This window comes from Streptomyces lomondensis (assembly GCF_014651035.1).
Classification (GTDB): domain Bacteria; phylum Actinomycetota; class Actinomycetes; order Streptomycetales; family Streptomycetaceae; genus Streptomyces; species Streptomyces lomondensis.
Genome location: NZ_BMWC01000009.1, coordinates 110,467 through 134,618, shown reverse-complemented (window position 1 = coordinate 134,618; position 24,152 = coordinate 110,467). Strand labels below are relative to the sequence as shown.

Here is a 24,152-nt window from a genome sequence, read left to right as displayed (position 1 = left end):
GAACACGGCCCGCGGGCGGCTGGCTCCCAGAGTTCATCAGGAACCAGACGCTTCGTTAGCTCAGGACCCACGACCGGCATCATGCCGCACGAACATCAAGTCACGTGAGACAACCTCTAAGCCTTGACCGGTGCGGCCGACCTGGCAGCCTGCTCGATCTTCGCGCAGTGGGCTGCGCGGGCTTCCTCGTCGATCGGCTCCTCGTGTTCCGGGCGCAACCCGGTCCGGCCGTCGAGGCCCTCGCGCAGGATGTCGGCGTGTCCGGCATGGCGGATGGACTCGCCGAGGACATGGACCATGACGGCGAACAGGTTCGTGTCGGCATAAGGCTCCGGCCACCACGGCACGTGGCCGGGGGCGTCGAGGGGAAGCTCGTTGATCGTCGCGTCCGAGTGTTCCCATGTGCGCCGGTAGAACCCGATGATCTGATCGCGGGTCTCGTCCTCGGTCGCCCACAGATCGCTGCCGTCGGAGTCCTGCCACCGGGGCAGCGGTTCCGGGGAAGGGCGGTCGAAGACCTCGCCGAAGTACCTGGCCTCGACGGTGGCCACGTGTTTGACCAGGCCGAGGAGGTTGGTCCCGGTCGCTGTCAAAGGTCGGCGGGCGTCGTATTCGGACAAGCCGTCGAGTTTCCAGAGCAGCGCCTTGCGGTCCCGCCGCAGTCTCCCGTACAGGTTGTCTTTCGCGAATTCATCGATCATGTGGCATGAGCTTGCCATGGGCTGCTCGTGGTCTCAAGATCCCGTACGTGGTCCGCAACGACTGGCCGCGGTTTCAGTGGGGCGACTGGCTTGAGCGGATTGCGGTCCGCTGCTCAGTAGCCGGGCGGGATCCCGTCCTGCGGCCCCTCAGCCACCTCTGCCGCGCCGTCGCCCGTCTGCGCCCGCTTGGCTACGGTCGGGTCGGTCGAGTCCGAGACCAGCTCCGCGATGCGCAGGCTGCACTCCCACTCCGTCAGCTTGCCTTTGATCACCACCAGGTAACTCTCCTGGTCGGCGAAGCGGTACACGTGACGCCGCTTTTCGATGATGTTTTTGCTCGGCACATACGTGTGGAGGGCGGCACGAAGTTCCTTCAGCGCCTGGTCCTTCGTTTCCAGCCCACGGCAGATGAATTCGGTCCTGTACACGTCGCTGTAGTACTCCGCGATCACGACCCAGTTGCCCATGCCCCACTCCTTCGGCGCCGCTGCCAGTCAGCCACAGCTCAGCCTCCGGAGCAAGAGGTTGCCGGCCCGGGGCCGGGCCTTTCACGGGACGGGTGTGTAGCTGACAGGGCAGGCGGCGGCGCGTTCGGTGGCGTCGGTGGGTGGAGCAGCCGCTCTCCTTCATGCCCTGGCCAACAGCACCGCAGGCTTCGTCAGCGAGGACCTGCCGTTCGTCGGCGCGCTCGCCGAAACCGCCCTGGCTTCGCAACTGACGGGCGACAGCGCTTAAGCACGTGACACCGGTCATGGGCGCACTGCGGCGCGACGCTGACGAGGATCTCCGAAACCTCCACCGCGGTTCGGTTGATCCACCAGACTTGCTCTTGTTTCCCAATGGAGAAGGGGACGGCAAGCATGGCGAACAGCGCACTTCTGGTGATGGACGTCCAACGGGACGTCGTGGCCATCGCCGATGACGGTTCTGGATATCTGCCGCGCTTGCGCAGGGCGATCGACGGTGCCCGGGCTGCCGGCATCCCCGTGATCTACGTGGTGATGGGGTTACGGCCGGGCGATCCGGAGGTCAGCCCTCGCAACAGGGTGATGACAAACGCCGTGCGGGCCGGCCTGTTCACCGAGGGCGCCCCCGGCACCGAGATTCACGACGATGTTGCGCCCCAGCAGGGCGACGTGGTGGTCACCAAGAGGCGGGGGAGCGCGTTCTCGGGCAGCGACCTCGACTTGGTGCTCAGGGCTCGCGATATCGACAGCCTCGTTCTCACCGGCATCGCCACCAGCGCTGTGGTGCTGTCCACCCTGTGGCACGCCATCGATCTGGACTTCGGCCTCACCGTCCTGGCGGATGCCTGCCTCGACACCGACCCCGAGGTGCACAAGATGCTCATCGAGAAGCTGTTCCCGCAGTGGGCAGATGTCGTCGCCGTCGAGGACTGGCTCGAAGCCATCGCACTGCAATAGCGGGAGGCCGTCCGGGACCCCTCGCGTGCGGTGCAAGAGACTCCCTCGATGGCGGGACGGACGGCTCGACGCACTTCCCCAATGCGGTTCCTCCACCGAGGTCTCGTGCCCCTCGTCCAAAGGCAGATCCGCCCCCAACGCCCGCCTCGGCGAGCGGGCCCCGCTGACGCTTAGGAGGGGGGCAGCAATCGGCAGATACGGCGGGGGGTCAAGCAAGGACGGATGAGGGATGGGGCGGCGTGCGCTCCCACACGCGCCATGCCGGGGCACCGACATGCGCCGCATCTGCGTGTTCGAGCCTCGATACCTTCCGGTGACAGCCGTCCGTGACCGTTTTTCCTGCTCCACGCGAGGGCATCCAGGCCACGTCAAGGTGCGGCCGGAAGCCCTGGCCGCTGCGCTGTGAAGGGAGAGGTTCATGGGAGCGGGCGACTGGATGTCGGAAGGGCCCAACAACCTGATCACGGACGGTGAGGAGACGCTGTTCGCGGCGATCGAACAGCAGGCGGAGCCCGGCGAGTCGGAGAGTTCCGACGCCTGACCGGCGGCGGTCCGGCCTCGCACCGCGGCCGGACCGCCGCATAGTTGCCCAGAGGAAGGCGACTTGATGCTCCCTCATTCAGCTCCGTCCGCCGTCAACTGTCAGCGTGGTGAACGTGAGGCCGATCTGGAGACGGCCCTGCGGCACGGATCGGCCGCCGTGGCCGAGCTGGGGCTGACAGCCCGACTGGAGCCGCTGCCACGGGAGCGGCCCGGTGCGTGGTGGTGCACCCTGGAGCGGGACGGTGTGCCCGTGCCGCAGGGCTACGGAGCCGGGAAGGGCGAGGAGCCAGCCGCCCGGGTGGGGGCGGTCTTCGAGGCGCTGGAGCATCACCTCTGCGGGACTCTTCCCCCGCCCGCACAGCTCGTGCTGCGTCGCCCGCGGCAACTCGCCGAGGGCCCGCTGGGTGGCGAGGCGGTCATGACCGCCCTGGCCGACGGCCCGGACCTTCCGCTGGCCTGCCTGCCGTACCGGCCGCTGGGCGACGGCGACCCGACGGACGTTCCTCTCTTCTACAACGTGCCCGGCTACATCAGCGCGTCCGCCCACCGGCGCGGAGCGCTCGGCGACCACTACCCGTACGAGGCGGCCGGGCGTTACTCGATGAACAACGGCTGGGCCGCAGGCGCCACCGTCACGGACGCCCTGGTCCACGCCCTGAACGAGATCAACGAGCGGGACGCCATGTCACTGCTGCTGGCGCGGCAGTTCCTCACTCCCCGCCCCGCGCCCCTGCGGGTGGTGGACCCGAATACCCTCCCCGCCGACCTCGCCGCCCTCCACCAGGATGCCGAGGACCGCGTCGCCGGTCCGGTCAGCCTGCTGGAAATGACCACCGACCTCAGCATCCCTGCCTACTGGGCCTACACCCCCGCTCCACCCGCTGCCGCGGCACGGCTGCGCGGCGCGGGCTCCTCCCTGTCGGCCCATTACGCCGCCGAACGGGCCCTGAGCGAACTCGTCCAGATCCACTCCGTGCTCACCGCCCGCCCCGGAACGGTGCGCCGGCCGAAGGCGTGCACCGAGAAGTACCCGGCGCTGCACCGCTGCCACCTCGCCGACTTCTCCACCCGCCTCTCCTCGGCCCGCACCGTCCCCTTCACGGACACCCCCAGCCCCGCCACTCCGGCCGAGCACCTGACGCGCCTCCTGGAGCGCTTCCGCGCCTGCGGAATGGCCGCCTGGGCCCGCGAGCACCACGTCACCGGTCATCTGGCCGTGGTCAACGTCCTCGTCCCCGGCGCCGAGCGCTTCGTCCTGGTCACCGACGGCACCCCGGTCCTGCCGGGCCGACGCGCGCTGAACGCACGCGGGACCGGCCGGCCATGCGCTGACCGACGGACGACCTGACCCATCGGCTGCGGCAACAACGGAACGGCACCGGGTGCCCTCCATGACCTAGCCTGTATACAGGCGGGTGCGCGGATCGGTAGACAGGAGTGTGGTAGTGGCCCGGGCGACTGGCAAGAGCGAGGCGGTCTACGAGCGGCTGAAGGGTGACATCGAGTCACTGCGGTTGCGGCCGGGGGCCAAGCTGAGTGAGGTCCAGCTGGGCGAGGAGCTGGGGGCTTCACGGACGCCGGTCCGGGAGGCGATCCGGCGGCTGGCCCGGGAAGGGCTGGTCGACTTCGTGCCGGGGGAGGTGGCCCGGGTGGCCGCCATCTCCCTGGGCGGCGTGCGTGCCCTGTTCGAGTTCCGGATGCTGCTGGAGCCCCGGGCGGCCGCCTCGGTCGCCACGGCGGGCTCGGCCGACGAGCGGGTGCTGGCGCCGTTCCGTGAACTGCTGGAGCGGCTGGAGGTGTTCGACGAGTCCTTCCGCGCGCTGGATTCCGCCGCGCAGGCGGGCTCGTACCAGGAGTTCTACGACATCACCGAGGCCTTCGACCAGGCGGTCATCGCGGCCTGCCGCAATCCCTACCTCGCCCGCACGATCCGCGACCTGCGCAGTCAGACCGTACGCCTGCGACACCTCTCGCACAGCGGCCCGCGTCGCATGCTGACCTCGCTGGAGGAGCACCGCGCCATGCTGAAGGCGGTCACGCACGGGGACGCCCAGGCGGCGGAGGCGGCCTGCCGGCACCACCTCGCGCAGACCCTGCAGGCACTCATCGACAGTCTGACCAGCCAGGATCTGACACTCGGTACGGATGTGTCGCTGGACGTCGCAGGCTGAGACACCTCTTCACGTCCGACGACGGCGCCTGAGCCTCGCGCCTTCCGGCCTGTGGTTTCTCCGCGAGGCGTGCTGTATACAGGAGTGGATACATTACGTCTCGATACGGGAGGCCGCCTCATGCCGCATACCGTCGGCGCCGCCGACCTGCTGGGTTTCGCCGCCGCCACCGCCGAGGCACACGGCGTTCCGCCCGCGGACGCCCGTCTGCTCGCGGACACGCTGGTGACCGCGGAGCTGTGGGGACACGCGTCCCACGGCATGCTGCGCCTGCCCTGGTACCTCGACCGCCTCGCGAGCGGGGCCACCACGGCCGTCGCGGACCCGGAAGTCGTCAGCGACAACGGCGCCGTCCTCGTGGTCGACGGCCGTGACGGTCTCGGTCAGGTGCTCGCCGACCGCGCGGTGGCCCTGGGCGTGGAGCGTGCCCGTCGGCACGGCATCAGCGCGGTCGCCGTCCGCAACTCCGGTCACTTCGGGACCGCGGCGTACTTCACGCGCAGGGCCGCCGAGCAGGGCTGCGTGGCACTGCTGGCCACCAACGCCAGCCCGGCGATGCCCCCTTGGGGCGGCACGGAGAAGCGAGTCGGCACCAATCCGTGGTCGATCGCCGCCCCTGGCGGCCGTTACGGCACGGTCGTGATGGACATCGCGAACACAGCCGTGGCGCGCGGCAAGATCTACCACGCCAAGGAGCGCGGTGAGCCGATTCCCGAGGGCTGGGCGGCCGACGCCGCGGGCGTGCCGACGACCGATCCGCGGCGTGCGATCGAGGGCCTGATCCTGCCGATGGCCGGCCACAAGGGTTACGCCATCTCGTTCATGTTCGACGTGCTGGCGGGCGTGCTGACCGGCAGCTCCTTCGGCTCGGCGGTCGTCGGCCCCTACCGGTCCACCGGCCGCAGCGGCGTCGGCCATCTGCTGATGTGCGTCGACATCGGGTCGATGGCCGACCCGGCCGAGTTCGAACAGCGGATGGAAGCCCTGATCGAGGAGACCAAGTCCACCCCGACCGCGCCCGGCACCGACGAGATCTTCGTCCCCGGTGAGCCGGAGATCCGCACCGCCGAGCGGCTGCGCACCGAGGGCATCACGCTCGTCGACGACACCTGGGCCGCCCTCGCACGGATCGCCGACGCCACCGCCGTACCCCTGCCCCTTTCCGTCACTCCCCAGGAGTTGCCCGCATGATCGCCCTGACCGTGTCCCTCCAAGTCGTGCCCGGCTGCCGTGAAGACTTCCTCAAGGCCATCGAGGAGAACGCCGAGCGTTCCTTCACCGACGAGCCCGGCTGCCGCTACTTCGACGTCGTCTGCGACCTGGCCGACGACCACCACTTCGTCTTCCACGAGATCTACGACGACGAGGCCGCCGTAGAGGCCCACCGCGCCGCACCCCACTTCAAGGTCTGGCGCGAGGCCGCGGAGAAGTACGTCGTCCCCGGCAGCCAGGTCAACACGCTCTCCCGGCGCCTGTTCCACCACTCCTGAACTCCTGAAGGGGCAGCTTCCATGTGCACCGACCACCCCACCGAGCCGAATCTGCTCATCCACCCCGACGAGGTCGAACGCTTCGACCGCGGCGGCGGTGTGGCCACCCTCCCCTACGTCGGCAAGTGGAACTCGGAGAAGGCCGTCATCACAACTGGCCAGACCGTCTTCCAGCCCGGCACCGGCCTGCCCCTGCACAGCCACAACGTCGAGGAGTCCGTGCTGATCCTCGAAGGCGAGGCGACCGCGGAGATCGACGGCGAGTTCTTCGACCTGGAGCCCGGCCAGGCCACCTGGGTGCCGGCCGGGACACCGCACCGCTTCTTCAACCGCGGCGAGGGTGTCATGCGGATCTACTGGGTCTACGGCGGCCGGGACGTCACCCGCACCATCACCGCCACCGGCGAGACCTTCGAGCACCTCTCGGAGCACGACAGGGGAGGGGCACCCACCGCATGAGCGGCATCCTGCAGACCGTCGACCCGGCAACCGGTGAGCCGACCGCCACGTACGAAGGCTGGGACGCGGACCGTATCGAGACCGCTGTGGCACGGGCCCACGCCGCGAGCCGTGCCTGGGCCCTGGTGCCGGTCACCGAGCGGGCCGCGCGCGCCGACCGCCTTGCTCAGACCCTGCGCGAGCACAAGGACCATCTCGCTTCCCTGGCCGTCGCCGAGATGGGAAAGCCGGTCGGCGAGGCCGAGGGCGAGGTCGAGAAGTCGGCCGTCACGGCCGAGTACTACGCCCGGCAGGGCCCCGGCATCCTCGCCGACGAGCGCGTCGAGATCGACGGGGCACAAGCCTGGGTGGCCTACGAGCCCGCCGGACTCGTCCTGGCCGTGATGCCGTGGAACTTCCCCGTCTGGCAGGTCATGCGCTTCGCCATCCCCTCCCTGGTGGCCGGCAACGGCGTCCTGCTCAAACATGCCTCCAACGTCACCGGCAGCGCGCTCGCACTCCAGGACCTCTTCGTGGCAGCCGGTTTCCCCGAGCACCTGGTGACCACACTGGTGATCGCCGACACCGACGTGCCCGACGTGACCGCGCGGCTCATCGATGACGACCGCGTCGCGGCCGTCACCCTCACCGGAAGCAACCGGGCCGGCGCGGCCGTCGGTTCGGCGGCCGGGCGCGCGGCGAAGAAGTCCGTGCTGGAACTGGGCGGGTCGGACGCCTTCGTGGTCCTGGACGACGCCGACGTCGAAGTGGCCGCGGCGGCCGCGGTGAAGGCGCGCTTCACCAACTCCGGGCAGAGCTGCGTATGCGCGAAGCGGTTCATCGTCGCCGCCTCCGTGGCGGATGCGTTCACCGCCGCGTTCGTGGCCGGTGTCGAAGCCCTGCGCGTCGGCGACCCCCGCGAGCGTCAGACGCAGGTCGGCCCGCTCGCCCGCGATGACCTGCGGGCCGCGATCCACAGGCAGGTGCAGGAATCCGTCGCCGCCGGAGCCCGCCTCCTGACCGGCGGCAGGCCCCTGCCCGGCGACGGCTTCTTCTACCAGCCAACCGTCCTGGGTGACACCGGCCCGGGAATGCCCGCCTTCGACGAGGAGACCTTCGGCCCGCTCGCCGCCATCGCCGTCGCCCGGGACGACGAGGACGCCGTACGGCTCGCGAACGCCACGCCGTACGGGCTCGGCCTGAGCATCTGGACGGCCGACCCGAGCCGTGGCGTCGCCCTCGCCCGCCGTATCACCAGCGGAGCGGCCTTCGTCAACGCGATCGTCGCCTCCGACCCCCGTCTGCCCTTCGGCGGCACCAAGCGCAGCGGCCACGGCCGCGAACTGGCCGCCGCCGGCATCCGCGAGTTCACCAACACCCGCACCTACTGGGTCACCGCCTGACCGGGTCACGCCCTGCCGGAACACCTCACGGGACCTGTCTGCCACCCACCGGCAGACAGGTCCTCGTGCTGCCCGTACACAGCCCCTGACACCCGCGCTGTCCGTGGCCTCGGCGGCAGGCGTGGGGCGTTGCGGGCTTCGAACAGCGCGGCGCCCGGGTCCGTCGGTCTGACGGGCCCGGGCGCCTGCTCGCGGTGTCGGTGGCGAGGTGGGCGTGCCCCGGCGGCGGGATGCGGTGCTCCGCTACCCGGTCTTCGGGTGTGTCACCTCGCCGCGGACGCCGATCACCTCATCGCACCTTCTTCGCGTACGGCGCGACCGTGATCCGGTCGATCAGTGGCGCGTAGCGGGAGCGGAGCAGCACCCCGGGGAAGGTTTCCGAGGCGTAGGTCGTGCCGTCGAAGTTCGGCAGTTCCTCGGAGCGGAAGGTGAGCGTGTTCTGTCCCTTCTTGAGCTGGACCGGGACGGTCAGTTCCCAGAAGTTGTTCTGGTGGAAGGTGTGCGGGAAGCCGACGCGTCGCGGCTCGCCGCCGTTGACGGAGAGGTCGGCGTGGCGGGCGAGCGGGTCAGGGTTGTAGTGGGTGGCCGGGGACTGTTCGGGGTTGGAGTAGCGGATCCGCAGCGCGTACAGGCCCGCCTTGTCCGCGGCGACGGTGAACGTGGCCGTGTTGCCGTTGCCCGGGTCACCGCCGATGCCGGTGATCGCGGTGCCGTCCGTGGCCAGCGAGAGCGGGCTGAGCGTGGCCGAACCGGCAAGGGTGGCGTCCTGCGCCTCGTACGTACGCGCCGTGAGGGTGCCCTCGGTCGGGGTGACCGTCAGGCGGTCGACGAGGGTGGTCGACGAACCCCCGGTCACCGTCACCTTGTTCACGCCGCCGGACAGGGAGACCGCGACGCTGTTCCCGCCCTTGTCCAGGCGCAGGACGCTCTGGCCGTTGACGGAGACGCGGGCGTCCGTGCCGCCGAGGGTGTCGATCCTGAGGGTGGCTTCGCGGTCGGCGGGGGAGTAGACCCAGAAGGTGGCCGTCTGGCCCTTCTTGAGCCGGGCCGCGCCCGATCCCGTGTCCGGCCGCTTCGGCAGGTCGTAGACGGGCCGTGCCCCGCCGTCCAGCCAGGCCAGTTCACCCTCGTACACCTGGGTGCTCGAGGATGCCTCGGGGAGGGAGAGAGTGAGGCGGTCGACGATGGCGTCGCCCTTGGTGACGCCCTTGCCGTCGGCGCTCTTCGCGGCGAGAGTCAGGGTGTGCTTGCCCTTGGTGAGCTTCACCTTGGTGTCGGTGTGGTCCCAGACCACCCACTTGTAGCCGAGGGGCAGGTACAGCTCCTGCTCGCTGTCCGCCTTGCCGTCCACGCGCAGGAAGACGTTGGTGGGGCCCTGCTCCTTCACCTTGTCGAAGGTGTTGAGGGAGTTGGCGAAGACGCTCAGGTCGTAGGTGCCGTCCTCGGGCACGTCCACGGTGAAGTCGAGGGTGACGTCCGAGCCGGTGCGCAGGCCGCCGACGTTGTAGCCGCCTGAGGTGTAGAACTTCGACACGTCGCGGGGCGAGCCCTCGGGGCCGTTCTTCGACCAGCCGGATCCGGTGTGGGCGGCGTCCTCCGCCTCGTACGAGCCCTGCCAGCGCGTGGACGGGGACTGCGTGCCCTTCGCCTCACCGGCCGGGCTGAGGACGATCTCGTACGCCGAGGACTCCTTCAGCTTCGGCAGCGCGCCGTCGCCGAAGTCGACGACCACCTCGCCGTCGTCACCGACCTCAAGGTTCGTCTCCGTGAGCAGCTTCGGGCCGGAGGAATCGCCCACCTGCCCGGTCCACTCGATCTCCCGCACCCAGGCGTGCACGCTCTTTCCGAAGAGCTTCTTCGGAACGCCCGCGAAGGTGATGTGGCCCTTGCCCGCGGAGCCGCCGAAGATCAGCCGTGCCTGCTTCTTCTTCTCGTCGAGGGTGGCGACGCCCTGCATGGTGTAGTTCTCGCCGGGGAACGGCGGGTTCACCGTCACCGTGTGCCCGCTCATCGAGGCGTACGAGTGCAGCAGCCACCATTGGCCGTTGCCGCGGTTCGACTGCACGGCTGAGTCGGAGAGGTTGCCGTCGATGTTCCAGTACGCGATGTCGGCGTCCACCTTGGACTCCTCGATCGCGGACACCCACTGGATCATCTGGCCGGGGACCGAGGTGTGGTAGTTGAAGGCGTACTCGTTGATGTTGACGGGGAGTTGGGTGCCCTCACGGTCGGTGCCCTGGAACAGTTCCTTCTCCCATGCCCGGTACTTGGCGACGCTCGCGCGTACCGCTTCGGGGTGGCTCAGTTCGTGCCAGGTGATCACCTCGGGGACGGTGCCGGCGGCCAGGGTGTGTGCGAGGAAGCCCTTCACCTGGTCGTAGAGGACGCTGGTGTTGGGGCCGGCGATGCGCGCGTCGGGCATCTTGCCCTTGATGAGCTTGTGGGCGCTGTCCCAGGCGGCGAAGAAGTCGTCGGGGTCGTTGAGCCAGCTGACCTTGTTGTAGCTCCACTGGCCGGTGCCGAACATGTTGCCCTCGGGCTCGTTGAACGGCACGAAGACGATGTTGTCCTGGTACTGCTTCGGCAGTCGCAGGACCTGGTCCACCTGCTTGGCGATCTTCTCCTCGTAGAGCTTGAGCTTCTCCGCGGGGGAGTCGCCCGGCCACTCGTACGGGAACCCGCGGTGGATGTCGGTCATGTAGATGTAGACGTCACCGTCGGTGGAGTCGGCCAGCGGCTTCACCACCTCCAGCGCGTCGGCACCGGGGTGTTGCGGGCCGTCCTGCGCCTTGGTGGAGACCGTGCGCAGGCCCATGCCCTCGATGAGGTTGTTGCTGGGGACGTCCGGTCCGTACACGCCGTAGAGCGTGCCGGAGGCACCGCCGTGGAACGCGCCGGTGTCCGAGCCGAGGTCGACGGTGAGCTGCCCCTCGCGGACCACGGTGACCGTCGCCTTGACGTCACGTCCGGCTGCCGTGCCTGACACCGTGAAGGAACCAGGCCGGGCGTACTGGTCGGACGGTACGGCGTCCCAGGTGACCGGCAGATCGCGGTCGTAGCCGTCGGAGAAGGAGGCGCGGACGGCGGTGGGGAGGGACGGAGCGGTTCCGGTGGTCGTACGGACCTCGAAGGATGTCTTCGAGAGATCCTGGACCGTCGGCATGGCCCCGACCGTACCGGCCACCTGCTCGGCGCTCAGCGCCGAGTGCCACACCGTGAAGTCGTCGATCGCGCCCTTGAGCAGCGGGTCCGGCCAGAAGGACTTGCCTATGTAGCCGGCGGCCGTGGCCGAGCCGTCCAGCAGTTCCCTGGCCTTGATGGGCGTCGCGGCGGAGGCGACCGCCACGCCGTCGAGGTAGGTGGTGAGCCGGCCGGCGGTGGTGTCGAGGGTGACGGTGACCGTCCGCCACTCGTTCGCGGGGAGCGCCGCGTAGCCGCGGACCTGGTCCTCCGCGCCGCCTCCGCCGGTGGTCACGGAGGTCTGGAACAGCCCGTTGCCGTTGTACGGGGTGCTGAAGAGGTACTTGGTGGTGTTGGTGCCGAGGTCGAAGATCCGTTGCCAGGACGACGTGTCGCCGCTCCACTTCACGCGGGCGGACACCGTCAGGTCGGTCGCGTCTCCGACCACTTCGCGGGGCAGGCGGACGTACGCGCCGTCGGAGGTGGGTGCCCCGCCGGGCAGGGCGAGCGCCTTGCCGCCGTCCGGGCCCTCGACGGACCGGGCGGTGGAGCCGTTCACCAGGCTCGCCGTCAGACCGTTGCCGGACGTGTCGATGATCTTCCCGGACGCGAGGTCGTCCTCGTCGAAGGTGTAGCGGGCCGTGGGCCGGGGCGTGTCGGCCGCCTGTGCGGGGGCGGCCGGCGCGACCAGTACGCCGGCGCCGAGCGCCAGGGCCACGGCGGCCGATGCCCGGCGCCGGGCGGATCTGTCAGCGGATGGCATGGATCGCGTCCTCAATCCTTGAGTAACGGGTCCCGGTCGGCCGCCTCGGCCGGATGCTCGTGCGCATGGCCGCACCGGCGAGGAGGCTCCGGGATGACGTGGTGTCGAACCGGATCGATCACTTGGGCCCCAGAGGTAAGGGGCTTGTCCAGGTGGCAGTGTCGGCGCTCCGCACGGCAAGGGCTGGGGAGGAGCGGGCCCCGGTCGCCGGAAGGATCGCTTCATCGAACCGGTTCGCAGGAAGCTAGCACCGGGGAAATCTCCCGGCAATGCCTCTGACGCAAGCGCAGTCCCGGATCGTCCGGGATTCCCGTGCTGCACAAGAAGTGTCGTTTCAGGTGTTGACAGGCGTCCGGCTTGTTCCTACCTTCACTTCACCGAACCGGTTCGACGACCGGTGGTTGTTCTCTCCTCATCCCAGCACCCCCGCGAGTCGGACGCTCTGCCCCCTTGGGAGCATCGAACCGGTTCGAGGAAGGAGTTCTCCTTGAACATCGGTGAGATCGCCCGGCGAGCCGGTGTCTCGCGGAGCACTGTGTCGTACGCGTTGAGCGGCAAGCGCCCGGTGTCGGACGAGACCCGCGCGAAGATCCAGCGGGTCATCGACGAACTGGGCTACCGGCCCAACGCGAGCGCACGCGCCCTCGCCAACGGCCGCACCAGCACGATCGGCCTGGTCTTCCCGCCGGCCGGCAACCACTACACCGGCATGCAGCTCGACTTCATCGGCAGTGTGGTGGAGGCCGCCGCGGCCTACGACTACGACGTGCTGCTCTCGCCGAGCGGCGTGGACAGCGACCGCTCGTTCCAGCGGCTGCTGGGGGAGCGGCGGGTGGACGGCGCGATCCTGATGGAAATCAGGCTGGAGGACGACCGGGTCGATCACCTGGCCGCGCTGGACTTCCCCTCCGTCGCCATCGGCCGCACCGCACACCCGGAGAACGGCTGGTGGGTGGGCCTGGACCACACCGCGCTGGTGGAGGCGTGCGTGCACCACCTGGCGGACCTCGGCCACCGCAGGGTCGCCTTCGTCAACCGGCCCGAGCAGCTCCTGCGGGCGGGGTACGAGTCGGCGCACCGGGGACTGGACGGCTTCACCAAGGCCGCGGCCGAGCGCGGGCTGACGGTGCGGACGTACTGCTGCGGGGACGACGCCGCATCGGGCCAGGCCTGCCTGGAGCGGATCCTGCACGACGACCCGGCCACCACGGCCCTGGTCACGCTGAACGAGGCTGCCCTGGGCGGCCTGTACCGGGGGCTCGCGCAGGCGGGCCGCCATGTGCCGCGCGACTTCTCCGTCACCGGGGTCGTGGCCGGCCGCTGGGCGGAGACGGTGACCCCGCAGCTCACCGCGGCGGACGTACCGGCCGAGGAAATGGGACGCCGCGCCGTCGACCTCCTCGTCGAGCGGCTCGACCACCCCGACGCGTCGCCCCGGCACCACCTGCTCGCACCGCCGATCTCCTTGCGGGCCAGCACCGGACCCGTGCTCGGCACCTTCTGAAGCCGAAGGCCCCGGCCTCCGTCCCACTTCCGACCACGACAACACGGGCATAGTCCCGACCCCGACCCCACGGGCGTCCGACGACCCAGGGCACCGAGCACCCGAATCCCTCACCGACGCCGTTCGGCGTGCCCGGCTCTCCCCCCGTCATCCCTCCGACGGCACACCGCTGCCAAAAACGAAGGACCCACCATGTACAGCACCTCCAGACAACGCCGTCTGACCGCCGTGGCGCTGACCGCCCTGGCCGTGGCGGTCAGCGCCACCGCCTGCTCCTCGGGCTCGGGCAGCTCCGCGGCCGAGGACTCCGACGGCGGCACGTACACCATCTGGGACCCCTACCCGCAGTTCGCCAAGGGCTCGGCGTGGGTGAAGCTGCTGGACGACTGCGGCACCGAGGCCGGCGTCAAGATCAAGCGGACCGGCTTCGACACCAGCGACCTGGCCAACAAAACACTGCTGGCGGCGCAGCAGGACAACTCCCCGGACGTCCTCATCGTCGACAACCCGGTGGTGTCGACCCTGGCCGACGCGGGTGTGCTCACCACCACCGACGACAACAAGCTCGACACCTCGAAGGTGGACCCCAACCTGCTCGCGGCCGGCCAGTCCGGCGGCAAGACCTACGGCACGCCGATCGGCGCCAACACCCTCGCCCTCTACTACAACAAGGACGTGCTGAAGGAGGCCGGGGTGGACATCGCCTCGGTCAAGGACTGGAAGTCGCTGACGGCGGCCCTGGCGAAGGTCAAGAAGGCGGGCAAGAAGGGCATCACCTTCTCCGCCATCGGCACGGAGGAGGGCAGCTTCCAGTTCCTGCCCTGGTTCTGGGGCTCGGGCGCGCAGCTGACCCAGCTCGACTCCGCGCAGGGCGTCTCCGCGCTGTCCCTGTGGAAGGGCTGGCTCGACAAGGGCTACGCCCCCAACTCGGTCATCAACAACACCCAGACCACCAGCTGGCAGGAGTTCGCGAGCGGCGACTACGCCTTCGCCGAGAACGGCACATGGCAGCTCGCGAACGCCGAGAAGGCCGGCTTCGACTACGGCGTCCTGCCCATCCCCGGCGCCTCGGGTGGGAATGCCGCGGCTCCGACCGGCGGCGAGTTCGTCACCCTCCCCGTCCAGGGCGACACCGGCCGCTACGCCACCTCGCAGAAGCTGGCGACCTGTCTGACCAGCACGCAGAACCTGTACGACACCGACACCACCCTCTCCTACGTGGCCCCCACCAGCGAGGTCCAGGACAAGCAGGTGGCCGCGAACGCCGCGTTGAAGCCCTGGGTCGACGCGGTCAAGGCGGCCAAGGGACGCACCAGCGACGACCTCGGCACCAAGTACCCCAAGATCTCCGAGCAGATGTGGAAGGCCGTCCAGTCCGCCCTCAGCGGATCCGCGTCGCCGAAGGACGCGCTGGCCAAGGCCCAGTCGGCCGCCAAGTAACCAGGGATGCGCGGTCCGCAGATGAACGACACGAAACAGTCCTCGGACCGCCGGTCCGCGCACGGCCGGAGCGGGGCGGCCACCGCCGTCCCGCCCCCGGCCCCGATGCGAGAACGGCGCCGTCCGACCTCCCAGCAGTGGGCCGCCTGGGCCTTCCTGGCCCCGGTGACCCTCTACCTCGTCCTCTTCTACGCCTATCCGCTCTACCGCAACCTCGACCTGAGCCTGCGCAACTACACGGTGCGCTCCTTCGTCCAGGGCGACGCGCCGTTCACCGGCCTGCAGAACTACCTGACCGTCTTCAAGGACCCGACCTTCGCCCCGGCCCTGCTCCACACCGTGGTCTTCACCGCCGTGTGCCTGGTCTTCCAGTACATCATCGGCCTGGCCCTCGCCGTCTTCTTCAACCAGCACTTCCGGCTCTCGGCCACCCTGCGCGCCCTGTTCCTGGTGCCCTGGCTGCTGCCGCTGATCGTGTCGGCCTCCACCTGGTCGTGGATGCTCAACAGCGACTCCGGCATCGTCAACGCCGCCCTGCACGCCGTCGGTATCGGCCCGGTGAACTGGCTGACCTCGCCGTCCTGGTCGCTGACCTCCGTGATCATCGCCAACATCTGGATCGGCGTCCCCTTCAACCTGGTCGTGCTCTACAGCGGCCTGCAGTCCATCCCCGCGAACCTGTACGAGGCCGCGGCCCTCGACGGGGCCAACGCCTGGCAGCGCTTCAGGCGCATCACCTTCCCACTGCTGCGCCCGGTCTCCGCGATCACCCTGCTGCTGGGCCTGGTCTACACGCTCAAGGTCTTCGACATCATCTGGATCATGACCAAGGGCGGCCCGGCGGACTCGTCCACCACCTTCGCCACCTGGTCCTACCAGCTCGGCTTCGGCAACCTCCTGCCGGCCTTCGGCCCCGGCGCGGCCGTCGGCAACCTGCTCGTGGTCGCCGCCCTGGTGTTCGGCCTGGTCTACCTCCGGGTGCAGAGAAAGCAGGCGCTGTCATGAGCCGAAGCCGCAGCCGCACGTGGGGAAAGACCACGGTCGGCGTCCTGCTGACCGCCGTCATGCTCTTCCCGGTCTACTGGATGCTGAACGTCTCTTTCACCCGCGACCAGGACATGCGCAAGAGCCCGCCGGGCCTGTTCCCGACCCACGGCACCCTGGCCGGCTACCGCACTGTCCTCGACGAGCAACTGCCCTACCTCGGCACCAGCCTCGTGGTCGCCCTCGGCACCGTCGTCCTCACCGTGGCCCTGGCCGCGCCCGCCGGCTACGCCCTGGCCAAGCTGCGCCCACGCGGCGGCGGCCTGTTGAGCTTCGTCCTGCTGGCCGCCCAGATGATCCCCGGCATCATCATGGCGATGGGCTTCTACGCCATCTACCTCCAGCTCGGCCTGCTCCAGTCCGTCCCCGGCCTCATCGTCGCGGACTCCACCCTGGCCGTCCCGTTCGCGGTGCTGATCTTCACCGCGTTCATGTCGGGCATCCCCGGCGAGCTGCTCCAGGCCGCGCAGATGGACGGAGCGAGGACCCTGCGCACCTTCTGGTCGATCGTCCTGCCGATGAGCCGCAACGCCGTCGTCACGGTGTCCCTGTTCGCCTTCCTGTGGTCCTGGTCCGACTTCGTCTTCGCCAACACCCTGGTCAACGGCGGCACCCACGAGCCGATCACCCTCGGCATCTACCACTACATCGGCAACAACAACCAGGAGTGGAACGCCATCATGGCCACCGCGGTCGTGGCGTCACTGCCCGCCGCGGTCATCCTCGTCCTCGCCCAGCGCTACGTCGCAGCCGGTGTGACCACCGGCGCCGTCAAGGACTGAGTCCCCCCCAACCCACCACGCCGGTCGGCGCGTTGCCACGCCGGCCGGCGCCCCCTGCTCCAGAAACGAGTCACGCCACATGACCGCCGCCTCGCCTGCCGGCCCGGCCTTCTCCGTCCACGACATCCCGTTCAGCGCGTACGGCTCCTGGTTCGACATCTCGCCCGTGGTGGCGGAGAAGACATACGCCGACGATCTCCACGTCGTGTCGCACCAGAACGGCATGCACGGCGTCCTGCGCCTGGTTCCCCTGGTCCCGGCGAGAGGCGAGCGGGCCGAGACCCGCGTCGAGGCGACACCGGGCCTGCTCGGCTGGGCGGGCGGAGAGGGACGCGTCGAGCTCGCCTACGAGTCGCCGGACACCGTACGCCTGCGGGGCAGCGGCCTGGACTTCGGCGTCTTCGCTGCCGCGCGGACCCTCACCCCGTTCAGCGGCACGTACTTCTTCCACGACCCGGCGGCGAACGCGCACGTGTTCACCTCGTACGAGACCGGCCGCCGGTACCGCGTCACCGTGCTGTCCGGCACCCTCGCCGGCACAGCCGGAGACCAGGCCCTGGGCGGCAGCGACCGTGGTGTCACCGTGACCGCGCGGGGCGACGGCGTCTGGGAACTCGCGATCGAGGAACTCGGCACCGCCCGCCCGCCCTACGCGCCCTCGGCGGCCTTCGACGACATCGTGGCGGCGGCCCAGCAAGCCTTCGCGGACTTCGTGGACGCCGTGGCGCCCTGGCGTACGCCCGCCACCCCGGCCGTCGAACTCGCCGCCTACGTCGTCTGGTCGGCGACCGTGGCGGCGAAGGGCCTGGTCACCCGGCCCGGCGTGCTGATGTCCAAGCACTGGATGGACAAGGTCTGGAGCTGGGACCACTGCTTCAACGCCCTTGCCCTGGCGCCCGGAGCGCCCGCGCTGGCCTGGGACCAGTTCCAGCTGCCGTTCGACCACCAGGACGACAGCGGCGCCCTGCCGGACTCGGTCACCCACTCCGAGGTCCTTCACAACTTCGTCAAACCGCCCATCCACGGCTGGGCCTTCGGCCGCCTGCGCCGCAGTCTGCCGGCACCCCTCGGCCGGGCCGAACTCACCGAGGTGTACGAGCGGCTGGAGCGCTGGACCGGCTTCTGGCTCACCGCCCGCCGCGCTCCCGGCGCCGAACTGCCCTACTACCAGCACGGCAACGACAGCGGCTGGGACAACGCCACCACCTTCGACCCCGGGCGGGTGGTCGTCACCGCCGACCTGGCCGCCTTCCTCGTCCTCCAGCTCCATGAACTCGCCGATCTGGCATCGGAGTTGGGCAGGCCGGGTGAGGCCGGCCGGTGGGCGGGAGTCGCCGAGGAGATCCAGACGGCGCTGCTCGACCAGCTCTGGACCGGGGACAGGTTCGTCGCCCGCTCGGCCGGCACCGGGGAGACCTGGAGCAGCGCCAGTCTCCTCGACCTGATGCCCATCGCGCTGGGCGAGCACCTGCCCGCCGAGATCGGCAGCACGCTTGCCGACCACATCAAGGCCCACCTGACGCCGCACGGCCTGGCCACCGAACTGCCCACCTCACCCCACTACCTCGCCGACGGCTACTGGCGCGGCCCCATCTGGGCCCCCGCCACGGTCCTCATCGAGGACGGCCTGCGCCGCGCCGGCCACCAGCGGCTCGCCGACGACATCAGCGCCCGCTTCCGCGCCCTGTGCGAGACCCACGGGTTCGCCGAGAACTTCGACGCCCTCACCGGCACCGGCCTGCGCGACCGCGCCTACACCTGGACCGCGAGCAGCTACCTCCTCCTCGCCCGTGACCACCACCTGCGCGTGGACGCCGGGATCGACGACCCCGTCGCCTGACCCCACGAGCGAGAACCCACCCACACGTCCGGCACGGGGGCCGGCGCAGCACCGACAAGCCTCATCCCTGAAGGAACGTGAGCACATGCGAAGACTCGGGCAAAGGCGCTCGACCACAAGGCGCCTTCTCCACGGCATCACCAGGACGCTGCTCCCGCTGACCGTCATAGCCGGCCTCACCACCGTCATGGCAACGCCGGCCTCCGCCGCCACCCCCACCCTCACCGTCGACCTGGGCACCACCACCGGAGCCTTCCACGGCGGAGCGTCCGGGGTGCTGTACGGCCTGTACGGCCCGGATGTGCCGACCAACAACCTCATCGAGGGGATGGGGGTGCAGACCACCAACACCAAGGCCCAGGACGGACAGCAGCACCCGGGCTCGGACGCGCTGGAGGTCGCCGAGCCGTTCGTGGACAGCGGTGGCAAGGACGTCTACATCTACATGACGGACGTGTACCGCACGTTCGGCTACGAACGGGACAGCTACGCCGCTTACCAGGCAGCCATGAAGACGCAGGTCGAGCAGGTGATGGCCAGCCCCTACAAGGACCGGGTGGTCTTCGTCCCCTACAACGAGCCCGACGGTATGTGGTTCCCGGGCGCGCGCACCCAGTCGTCGCCGCTGGCCGCCTTCAACGCCGAGTGGAAGAAGACCTACGACTTCCTCAAGGGCCTCTGGCCCCAGGCGCGGCTGGCCGGCCCCAACTTCTCCAGCTACACGGAGTTCGCCTACAAGGGCTTCCTCACGTACTGCAAGGCCAACAACTGCCTGCCGGACGTCATGACCTGGCACACCCTGGGCAGCCCGGCTGACGTGCGCAGCACCGTCGACAACTTCCGGGCGGCCGAGACCTCGGTGGGACTCACCTCGCACCTGCCGATCAACCTCAACGAGTACGCCTTCCGCTACCACCTGACCGACCCCGGCCAGATGGTGCAGTGGATCGCGGCCCTGGAGGACAAGAAGGTCGACGGCAACCTGCCGTACTGGAACATCAACGGCAACCTCGGTGACTCCGCCGCGGCACAGAACACCCCCAATGCCCAGTGGTGGCTCTACAACTGGTACAGCTCCATGACCGGCAACACCGTCAAGGTCGACGGCGCCGCGTCCAACGCCGCGTACACCCTCCAGGGCCTGGCGAGTCTGGACACGGCCAAGAAGCAGGCCCGCGTCATCCTCGCCGGGGGCGGCACCAGCGGTGCCTCCGACACGGTCATCAAGAACATCGACCCCGCGGTCTTCGGCAGCACCGTGCACGTCAGCGTCTTCCAGAACCGCTACAGCGGCTACATCGGCGCGGCGGCCACCCCGACCCGGCTCTCCGACGCCGACGTCGCCGTGGGCTCCGACGGCTCCATCACCGTCCCCATCACCCTCGACGCGATGTCCGCGTACCAGGTGATCCTCTCCCCGGGCGGCACCGGCAGCACCACCGCCTCCGACAACACATGGCGGGCCACCTACGAGGCCGAGAACGCCACGCTCAGCGGCAGCGGCTACAACATCAACACCGAAGGCACCCCCAGCAGGCTCGACAAGTTCGCCACCTCGGGCACAAAGGACGTCGGGGGCCTGCGCACCGGCTCGACCACGGTGATCTCCTTCCCCGTCACCGTCCCCACCACCGGCGACTACAACGTTTCGGTGTTCGGCAACAGCTACGCCAAGGACGCCGACGTCAAGGGCCCGACGAACGTGTACATGCGGGTCGACGGCGGCGCCTCGACCAGGATCGACATCCCGGTGGGCTTCCAGTGGGTGGTGTGGGGGCACAGTGACACCACCGTGCGCCTCACCGCGGGCAGCCACACCATCACCCTGGCCACCACCGGCGACAACGGCGCGAAGACCGTCGGCGACGCCATCATCGACAAGATCGACCTCCAGTACCAGGACGCCGACGTCCAGGGCACCACGCGCTACGAGGCCGAGCAGGCCACCCTCTCCGACAACGGCAGTACCGCCTACACCTCCCAGGGCCAGTCCGGTGCGGGTGCGGTGAACCTCACCTCCGGCAAGTCCGCGACGTTCTGGGTCTACTCCGCGCGGGACGGATACGCGGACCTGACGGCCCGCTTCCGCAACACCGGCCAGGCCGGCCTCACCGTCAACGGCAAGGCCGCCGTCGACCAGACCCTCTCCGGCGCGACGACCGGCGCCTGGTCCACCTCCACCAACCGGGTGTACCTGAAGGGCGGCATCAACAAGGTCAAGGTGACCGGCACCAGCGGCACCCTCGCCCTGGACGACCTGGACGTCACCCCGTTCAGCGCCACCTCCGCCGTCACCACCGGCAACGTCGTCACCTACCAGGCCGAGGACGGCACGCTGACCGGCACCGCGGCCGTGGACACCAGCTACAGCCAGGCCAACGGCGGCGTCGTCACCGGCATCGGCAACGGAACCGCCAACTCGCTCACCCTCAACGTCGACGCGCCCTCGGCCGGCACCTACGCCATGACCATGCGCTACGCCAACAACGAGGAACTGCCCTCCAACCACTACAACCCCGATCTGTACGCCGAGCACGCCGACGTCAGCGTCAACGGCGGCGCCGCCACTCGCGTCAACTTCGCCAGCACCCTGCACTGGAACCAGTTCCAGGACTACACCGTCCCCGTGACCCTCACCAAGGGCGCCAACACCGTCAAGTTCACCGCCTCACAGCTGTACAACTGGGACGGCACCACCATCGGCGTGGTCTACTCCGGCGGCGGCAGCGACATCGGAGAGCCCATGCGGTCCAGCTCCGCGCCCCACCTCGACCAGGTGTCCTTCGCACCCGCGAGCCTGCACATCGGCGCCTCGTCCGGCTTCTCCTCCACGGCCGTCGCCCAGCACAGCGGGCTCTGCCTCGAAGACCCCGCCAAGTCCACCGCCAACGGCACCCAGTACCAGCAGAACACCTGCGGCAGCGGCCAGGAGCAGATCTTCGACTTCCACCGTGTCACCGGCACGACCGACACGTACACACTCGTCAACCATCACAGCGGCAAGTGCCTGGACGTCAACAACGCCTCCACGGCCGATGGCGCCGCCGTCCAGCAGTGGACCTGCAACGACGGCAACAACCAGCGGTTCAGGCTGAGGGCGGTGACGGCGCTCGGCAACAGCCACGACTACCAGCTCGTCGCCGTGCACAGCGGCAAGTGCGTCGACGTCAGCACCATCTCCACCGCACCCGGCGCCCTCATCCACCAGTGGACCTGCGACGCGGCAAGCGCCCTGACCACCAAGAGGAACCAGATCTGGAGGCTCACCGGCAAGGACTGACCTGACGGCGGCTCCAGCCCCTCCTCCGGCCTCCTCCGGCGACGCCGGAGGAGGCCGGAGGAGGCCGGAGACTCACAACCCGTACCGCGGCTCAGGAGAGTTGAAGTCGAACTCGTTCGCGCCAGGCCGCGACCGGTTCGCGGAGCCCCCGGAGATGATCTCGCTCCGGCCCTCTCGCGGCCGGTGAAGCCCGCCAGGGGCCCGAGTTGAGCCCCGGGCGACTGCCCGCGCCTACCTGCTCGGGCTGCTGTCCAAGGCCGAGCGGAAGAACTGCCGGCGGCTGGCCGAACAGGCCGGTCACGCACGGCCCGGGCCGATGCAGCGCCTGCTGCGCTACGCCCGCCGGGACGCCGACGCCGTCCGCGACGACATCCGTTCTCCCTCGGTGAACTCGGCTGTTGCGGCCCGCCGCAACAGCATGGCCGGACGCGGTGCCACTCAGCAGAGTGGGTTTCGCCATGTACAACAGTCCTAGGGGGAAAACGTGCAGAAGAACCTCAAGACGCTCGCCGCGGCCGCCGGCGGTCTTGCTCTGGCACTCGGCGGATCGACGGTGGCTGTCGCCGCTCCGCAGGGCGACGTGAGCGCCCAGGTCAGCTGCTACGACGGGGCCTCGTCCTTCTCGAAGGCGTCCGGCCGGCACACGACCAGCGTCTTCAAGACGTCGACCAGGTGCAACGACATCAACCTCAAGATGGGCTCCAGCGGCCGTTACGTGATGGTGTGCTTCAAGCTCAGCAGCGGCTCCTTCGACTGCCAGAGCGACTACAAGTGGGCACCTTCGGGCTCCTGGAAGGTGATCGCCACCGACGTCCGCGACTCCCAGGAGTTCGTGTTCTTCTTCCAGACCACCGACTCCGCGTCGGGCTCATACGCCGCCTGACCGCAACAACCGCACTGACTTGTGGGTACGTGAGGGGCGGGCCCGCCGGTGGACAACCGGCGGGCCGCTTCATGCTCGTGCCGACGGCGACGAACCAGTGCTGGTCACTCCATCCGGCTCACGGCGCGCAGCAAGGACGCCCCCGCCGGGGTGAGGGTGTGCAGCACGCTCGGGCCGTTCCGGGTGGTGGTGATGAGGCCTGCGGCGCGCAGCACGGTGGCGTGTCTGCTGGCGGAGGATGCCGAGACTCCGGCGGCACGGGCGATCTCGCCGGTCGTGGCACCAGTGGACGCGGCGCGCAAGGCGACCGCTCGGGCGCGCCCGAGCAGGGTGATCAAGGACTTCTCGGGGGCATCGACGCCATGCGGGGCATCCGGGGGGCCCGGCTCGTGGAGGAGCGAGTACCAGAGCACGGGCGGCATGTCCGGGTCGGCGAAGGTGACCGGCTCACCCCAGTTGAAGTACGAAGGGACGAGGGTGAGCCCACGTCCGTTCAGATACAGGTCCCGATCCTCGACCTGCTTGGGGTAGACGACCTCCAGGACGGGCGGGCGCCAGCGCAGCATCGGCCCGAGTCCCGAGAGCATGCCCTCGACTCCGCCGTCCAGCAGCCCACGGGCACGCGCCGCTCGCTCCGCCTCGATCCGGGCCTGTGCCTGCTCCTCGTACGGGGCGATCACCGCGTCGTGGTACGCCCGCAGCATCCCCACGAACTCCTTGCGCGCCTCCAGCCGGGCCAGCTGCCCGGCCCACGCGGGAGCTCCGACGGTCCGGTCCAGGATGGTCACTTCCTTCAGGACTCGTCGCGGAGGCGTGGCCAGAATTGATTCCAGTCCAGCGTCCAGATCACCCACCGCGTCAGCGGGCGTCAGAAAGTCCGGAAAGTAAGCGGCCCTTGGATACAAGGGCAGGAAGACGCTCCGCAGGACACGCCCCAGCCCCCTCTCCCGCGTCTGCTGCCTTGCCATGCGGTACCACCCGGCGTAGGCCCACCGCCCTCTGCGCGACTGCAATCGGTGCAGACTCGCGGCGACTTCCCAGAGCGGATCAGGCGCGGCGGCAATCCTGGTTCTCGCCAGATCTGTATCGCTGAAATGAATGCGGAGCATGGCGTCCCCCATTCGGCATGGTCGGCTGGGAGATCGTAGGTCGCACGGATCAATACGCGATAAACAGGGGTTCAACAGACATGAGGTGCCTGTTTAGCCTCGATCCCAGGCCCGGCGGTCCAGAGCGATCTGGACGATCTCCAGCCAGATCTGGTTC

19 protein-coding genes and 1 pseudogene are annotated in these 24,152 nt (G+C 69.4%); 16 read left to right on the top strand and 4 right to left on the bottom strand.

Translation table 11 applies throughout. From position 1 onward, the window contains the following. Positions 1-116: 116 nt before the first annotated feature. The gene (locus IE255_RS27570) at positions 117-701 is read right to left on the bottom strand and encodes a DinB family protein (RefSeq protein ID WP_190053077.1); all 585 of its coding nucleotides are present in this window, start codon (positions 699-701) and stop codon (positions 117-119) included. 113 nt (positions 702-814) lie between these two features. Beyond that, a complete protein-coding gene (locus tag IE255_RS27565; protein WP_190053076.1) occupies positions 815-1,168 on the bottom strand; it encodes a hypothetical protein in 354 nt (117 codons plus the stop codon). Positions 1,169-1,561: 393 nt separating this feature from the next. On the opposite strand from IE255_RS27565, the gene IE255_RS27560 reads away from it, so the two are divergent. The 8 genes from IE255_RS27560 to IE255_RS27530 all read left to right on the top strand — a co-directional run bounded on the left by IE255_RS27560 (position 1,562) and on the right by IE255_RS27530 (position 8,170). Next, complete coding sequence (locus IE255_RS27560) at positions 1,562-2,125, top strand: cysteine hydrolase family protein (protein ID WP_190053075.1); 564 nt, start codon at positions 1,562-1,564, stop codon at positions 2,123-2,125. Positions 2,126-2,543: 418 nt separating this feature from the next. Beyond that, positions 2,544-2,666 carry a hypothetical protein gene (locus tag IE255_RS39985; protein WP_267974881.1) on the top strand — a complete coding sequence of 41 codons (123 nt, stop codon included), beginning with the start codon at positions 2,544-2,546 and terminating at the stop codon, positions 2,664-2,666. 66 nt (positions 2,667-2,732) lie between these two features. Continuing rightward, a complete protein-coding gene (locus IE255_RS27555; protein WP_190053074.1) occupies positions 2,733-4,016 on the top strand; it encodes a YcaO-like family protein in 1,284 nt (427 codons plus the stop codon). Positions 4,017-4,113: 97 nt separating this feature from the next. Next, complete coding sequence (locus tag IE255_RS27550) at positions 4,114-4,839, top strand: GntR family transcriptional regulator (RefSeq protein WP_190053073.1); 726 nt, start codon at positions 4,114-4,116, stop codon at positions 4,837-4,839. Between the two features lie 120 nt (positions 4,840-4,959). Then, positions 4,960-6,030 (top strand): Ldh family oxidoreductase, encoded by a 1,071-nt coding sequence (locus tag IE255_RS27545; protein ID WP_190053072.1) that lies wholly within the window; start codon positions 4,960-4,962, stop codon positions 6,028-6,030. Next, positions 6,027-6,329 (top strand): putative quinol monooxygenase, encoded by a 303-nt coding sequence (locus IE255_RS27540; RefSeq protein ID WP_190053071.1) that lies wholly within the window; start codon positions 6,027-6,029, stop codon positions 6,327-6,329. The genes IE255_RS27545 and IE255_RS27540 overlap by 4 nt, the downstream gene beginning before the upstream one ends. Before the next feature lie 21 nt (positions 6,330-6,350). Continuing rightward, positions 6,351-6,788 (top strand): cupin domain-containing protein, encoded by a 438-nt coding sequence (locus tag IE255_RS27535; protein ID WP_190053070.1) that lies wholly within the window; start codon positions 6,351-6,353, stop codon positions 6,786-6,788. Then, a complete protein-coding gene (locus tag IE255_RS27530; RefSeq protein WP_190053069.1) occupies positions 6,785-8,170 on the top strand; it encodes an NAD-dependent succinate-semialdehyde dehydrogenase in 1,386 nt (461 codons plus the stop codon). The genes IE255_RS27535 and IE255_RS27530 overlap by 4 nt, the downstream gene beginning before the upstream one ends. Positions 8,171-8,459: 289 nt before the next feature. Here IE255_RS27530 and IE255_RS27525 read toward each other — a convergent pair whose 3' ends face one another. Beyond that, a complete protein-coding gene (locus IE255_RS27525) occupies positions 8,460-12,113 on the bottom strand; it encodes a LamG-like jellyroll fold domain-containing protein (protein ID WP_190053068.1) in 3,654 nt (1,217 codons plus the stop codon). Between the two features lie 487 nt (positions 12,114-12,600). Between IE255_RS27525 and IE255_RS27520 the strand changes: the two genes are divergently transcribed. The 8 genes and pseudogenes from IE255_RS27520 to IE255_RS27490 all read left to right on the top strand — a co-directional run bounded on the left by IE255_RS27520 (position 12,601) and on the right by IE255_RS27490 (position 22,886). Beyond that, complete coding sequence (locus tag IE255_RS27520) at positions 12,601-13,617, top strand: LacI family DNA-binding transcriptional regulator (RefSeq protein WP_190053067.1); 1,017 nt, start codon at positions 12,601-12,603, stop codon at positions 13,615-13,617. Between the two features lie 192 nt (positions 13,618-13,809). Continuing rightward, complete coding sequence (locus IE255_RS27515; RefSeq protein WP_190053066.1) at positions 13,810-15,057, top strand: sugar ABC transporter substrate-binding protein; 1,248 nt, start codon at positions 13,810-13,812, stop codon at positions 15,055-15,057. Positions 15,058-15,078: 21 nt separating this feature from the next. Then, entirely contained in the window at positions 15,079-16,062 is a 984-nt protein-coding gene (locus IE255_RS27510; protein ID WP_190053065.1) for a carbohydrate ABC transporter permease, read from the top strand. After that, positions 16,059-16,883 (top strand): carbohydrate ABC transporter permease, encoded by an 825-nt coding sequence (locus IE255_RS27505; RefSeq protein ID WP_190053064.1) that lies wholly within the window; start codon positions 16,059-16,061, stop codon positions 16,881-16,883. The genes IE255_RS27510 and IE255_RS27505 overlap by 4 nt, the downstream gene beginning before the upstream one ends. A gap of 79 nt (positions 16,884-16,962) precedes the next feature. Next, on the top strand, positions 16,963-18,723 hold the full coding sequence (locus IE255_RS27500) for an amylo-alpha-1,6-glucosidase (RefSeq protein WP_190053063.1): 1,761 nt from the start codon (positions 16,963-16,965) through the stop codon (positions 18,721-18,723). Positions 18,724-18,808: 85 nt separating this feature from the next. Beyond that, positions 18,809-22,003 carry an RICIN domain-containing protein gene (locus IE255_RS27495; RefSeq protein ID WP_190053062.1) on the top strand — a complete coding sequence of 1,065 codons (3,195 nt, stop codon included), beginning with the start codon at positions 18,809-18,811 and terminating at the stop codon, positions 22,001-22,003. 235 nt (positions 22,004-22,238) lie between these two features. Further along, a pseudogene (locus IE255_RS40600) lies at positions 22,239-22,382 on the top strand (IS701 family transposase); the annotation flags it as partial. Positions 22,383-22,487: 105 nt separating this feature from the next. Continuing rightward, the gene (locus tag IE255_RS27490) at positions 22,488-22,886 is read left to right on the top strand and encodes a hypothetical protein (RefSeq protein ID WP_190053061.1); all 399 of its coding nucleotides are present in this window, start codon (positions 22,488-22,490) and stop codon (positions 22,884-22,886) included. A gap of 104 nt (positions 22,887-22,990) precedes the next feature. Here the strand turns inward: IE255_RS27490 and IE255_RS27485 are convergent, their stop codons facing one another. Next, positions 22,991-23,995 (bottom strand): MarR family transcriptional regulator, encoded by a 1,005-nt coding sequence (locus tag IE255_RS27485; protein WP_190053060.1) that lies wholly within the window; start codon positions 23,993-23,995, stop codon positions 22,991-22,993. Between the last annotated feature and the right edge of the window lie 157 nt (positions 23,996-24,152).

Excerpts from the sequence above, each read along its gene's own strand:
- IE255_RS27570 (WP_190053077.1), bottom strand. The coding sequence starts at position 701 with ATGATCGATGAATTCGCGAAAGACAACCTGTACGGGAGACTGCGGCGG.
- IE255_RS27565 (WP_190053076.1), bottom strand. The coding sequence starts at position 1,168 with ATGGGCAACTGGGTCGTGATCGCGGAGTACTACAGCGACGTGTACAGG.
- IE255_RS27560 (WP_190053075.1), top strand. The coding sequence starts at position 1,562 with ATGGCGAACAGCGCACTTCTGGTGATGGACGTCCAACGGGACGTCGTG.
- IE255_RS39985 (WP_267974881.1), top strand. The coding sequence starts at position 2,544 with ATGGGAGCGGGCGACTGGATGTCGGAAGGGCCCAACAACCTGATCACG.
- IE255_RS27555 (WP_190053074.1), top strand. The coding sequence starts at position 2,733 with ATGCTCCCTCATTCAGCTCCGTCCGCCGTCAACTGTCAGCGTGGTGAA.
- IE255_RS27545 (WP_190053072.1), top strand. The coding sequence starts at position 4,960 with ATGCCGCATACCGTCGGCGCCGCCGACCTGCTGGGTTTCGCCGCCGCC.
- IE255_RS27540 (WP_190053071.1), top strand. The coding sequence starts at position 6,027 with ATGATCGCCCTGACCGTGTCCCTCCAAGTCGTGCCCGGCTGCCGTGAA.
- IE255_RS27535 (WP_190053070.1), top strand. The coding sequence starts at position 6,351 with ATGTGCACCGACCACCCCACCGAGCCGAATCTGCTCATCCACCCCGAC.
- IE255_RS27530 (WP_190053069.1), top strand. The coding sequence starts at position 6,785 with ATGAGCGGCATCCTGCAGACCGTCGACCCGGCAACCGGTGAGCCGACC.
- IE255_RS27525 (WP_190053068.1), bottom strand. The coding sequence starts at position 12,113 with ATGCCATCCGCTGACAGATCCGCCCGGCGCCGGGCATCGGCCGCCGTG.
- IE255_RS27515 (WP_190053066.1), top strand. The coding sequence starts at position 13,810 with ATGTACAGCACCTCCAGACAACGCCGTCTGACCGCCGTGGCGCTGACC.
- IE255_RS27510 (WP_190053065.1), top strand. The coding sequence starts at position 15,079 with ATGAACGACACGAAACAGTCCTCGGACCGCCGGTCCGCGCACGGCCGG.
- IE255_RS27505 (WP_190053064.1), top strand. The coding sequence starts at position 16,059 with ATGAGCCGAAGCCGCAGCCGCACGTGGGGAAAGACCACGGTCGGCGTC.
- IE255_RS27500 (WP_190053063.1), top strand. The coding sequence starts at position 16,963 with ATGACCGCCGCCTCGCCTGCCGGCCCGGCCTTCTCCGTCCACGACATC.
- IE255_RS27495 (WP_190053062.1), top strand. The coding sequence starts at position 18,809 with ATGCGAAGACTCGGGCAAAGGCGCTCGACCACAAGGCGCCTTCTCCAC.
- IE255_RS27485 (WP_190053060.1), bottom strand. The coding sequence starts at position 23,995 with ATGCTCCGCATTCATTTCAGCGATACAGATCTGGCGAGAACCAGGATT.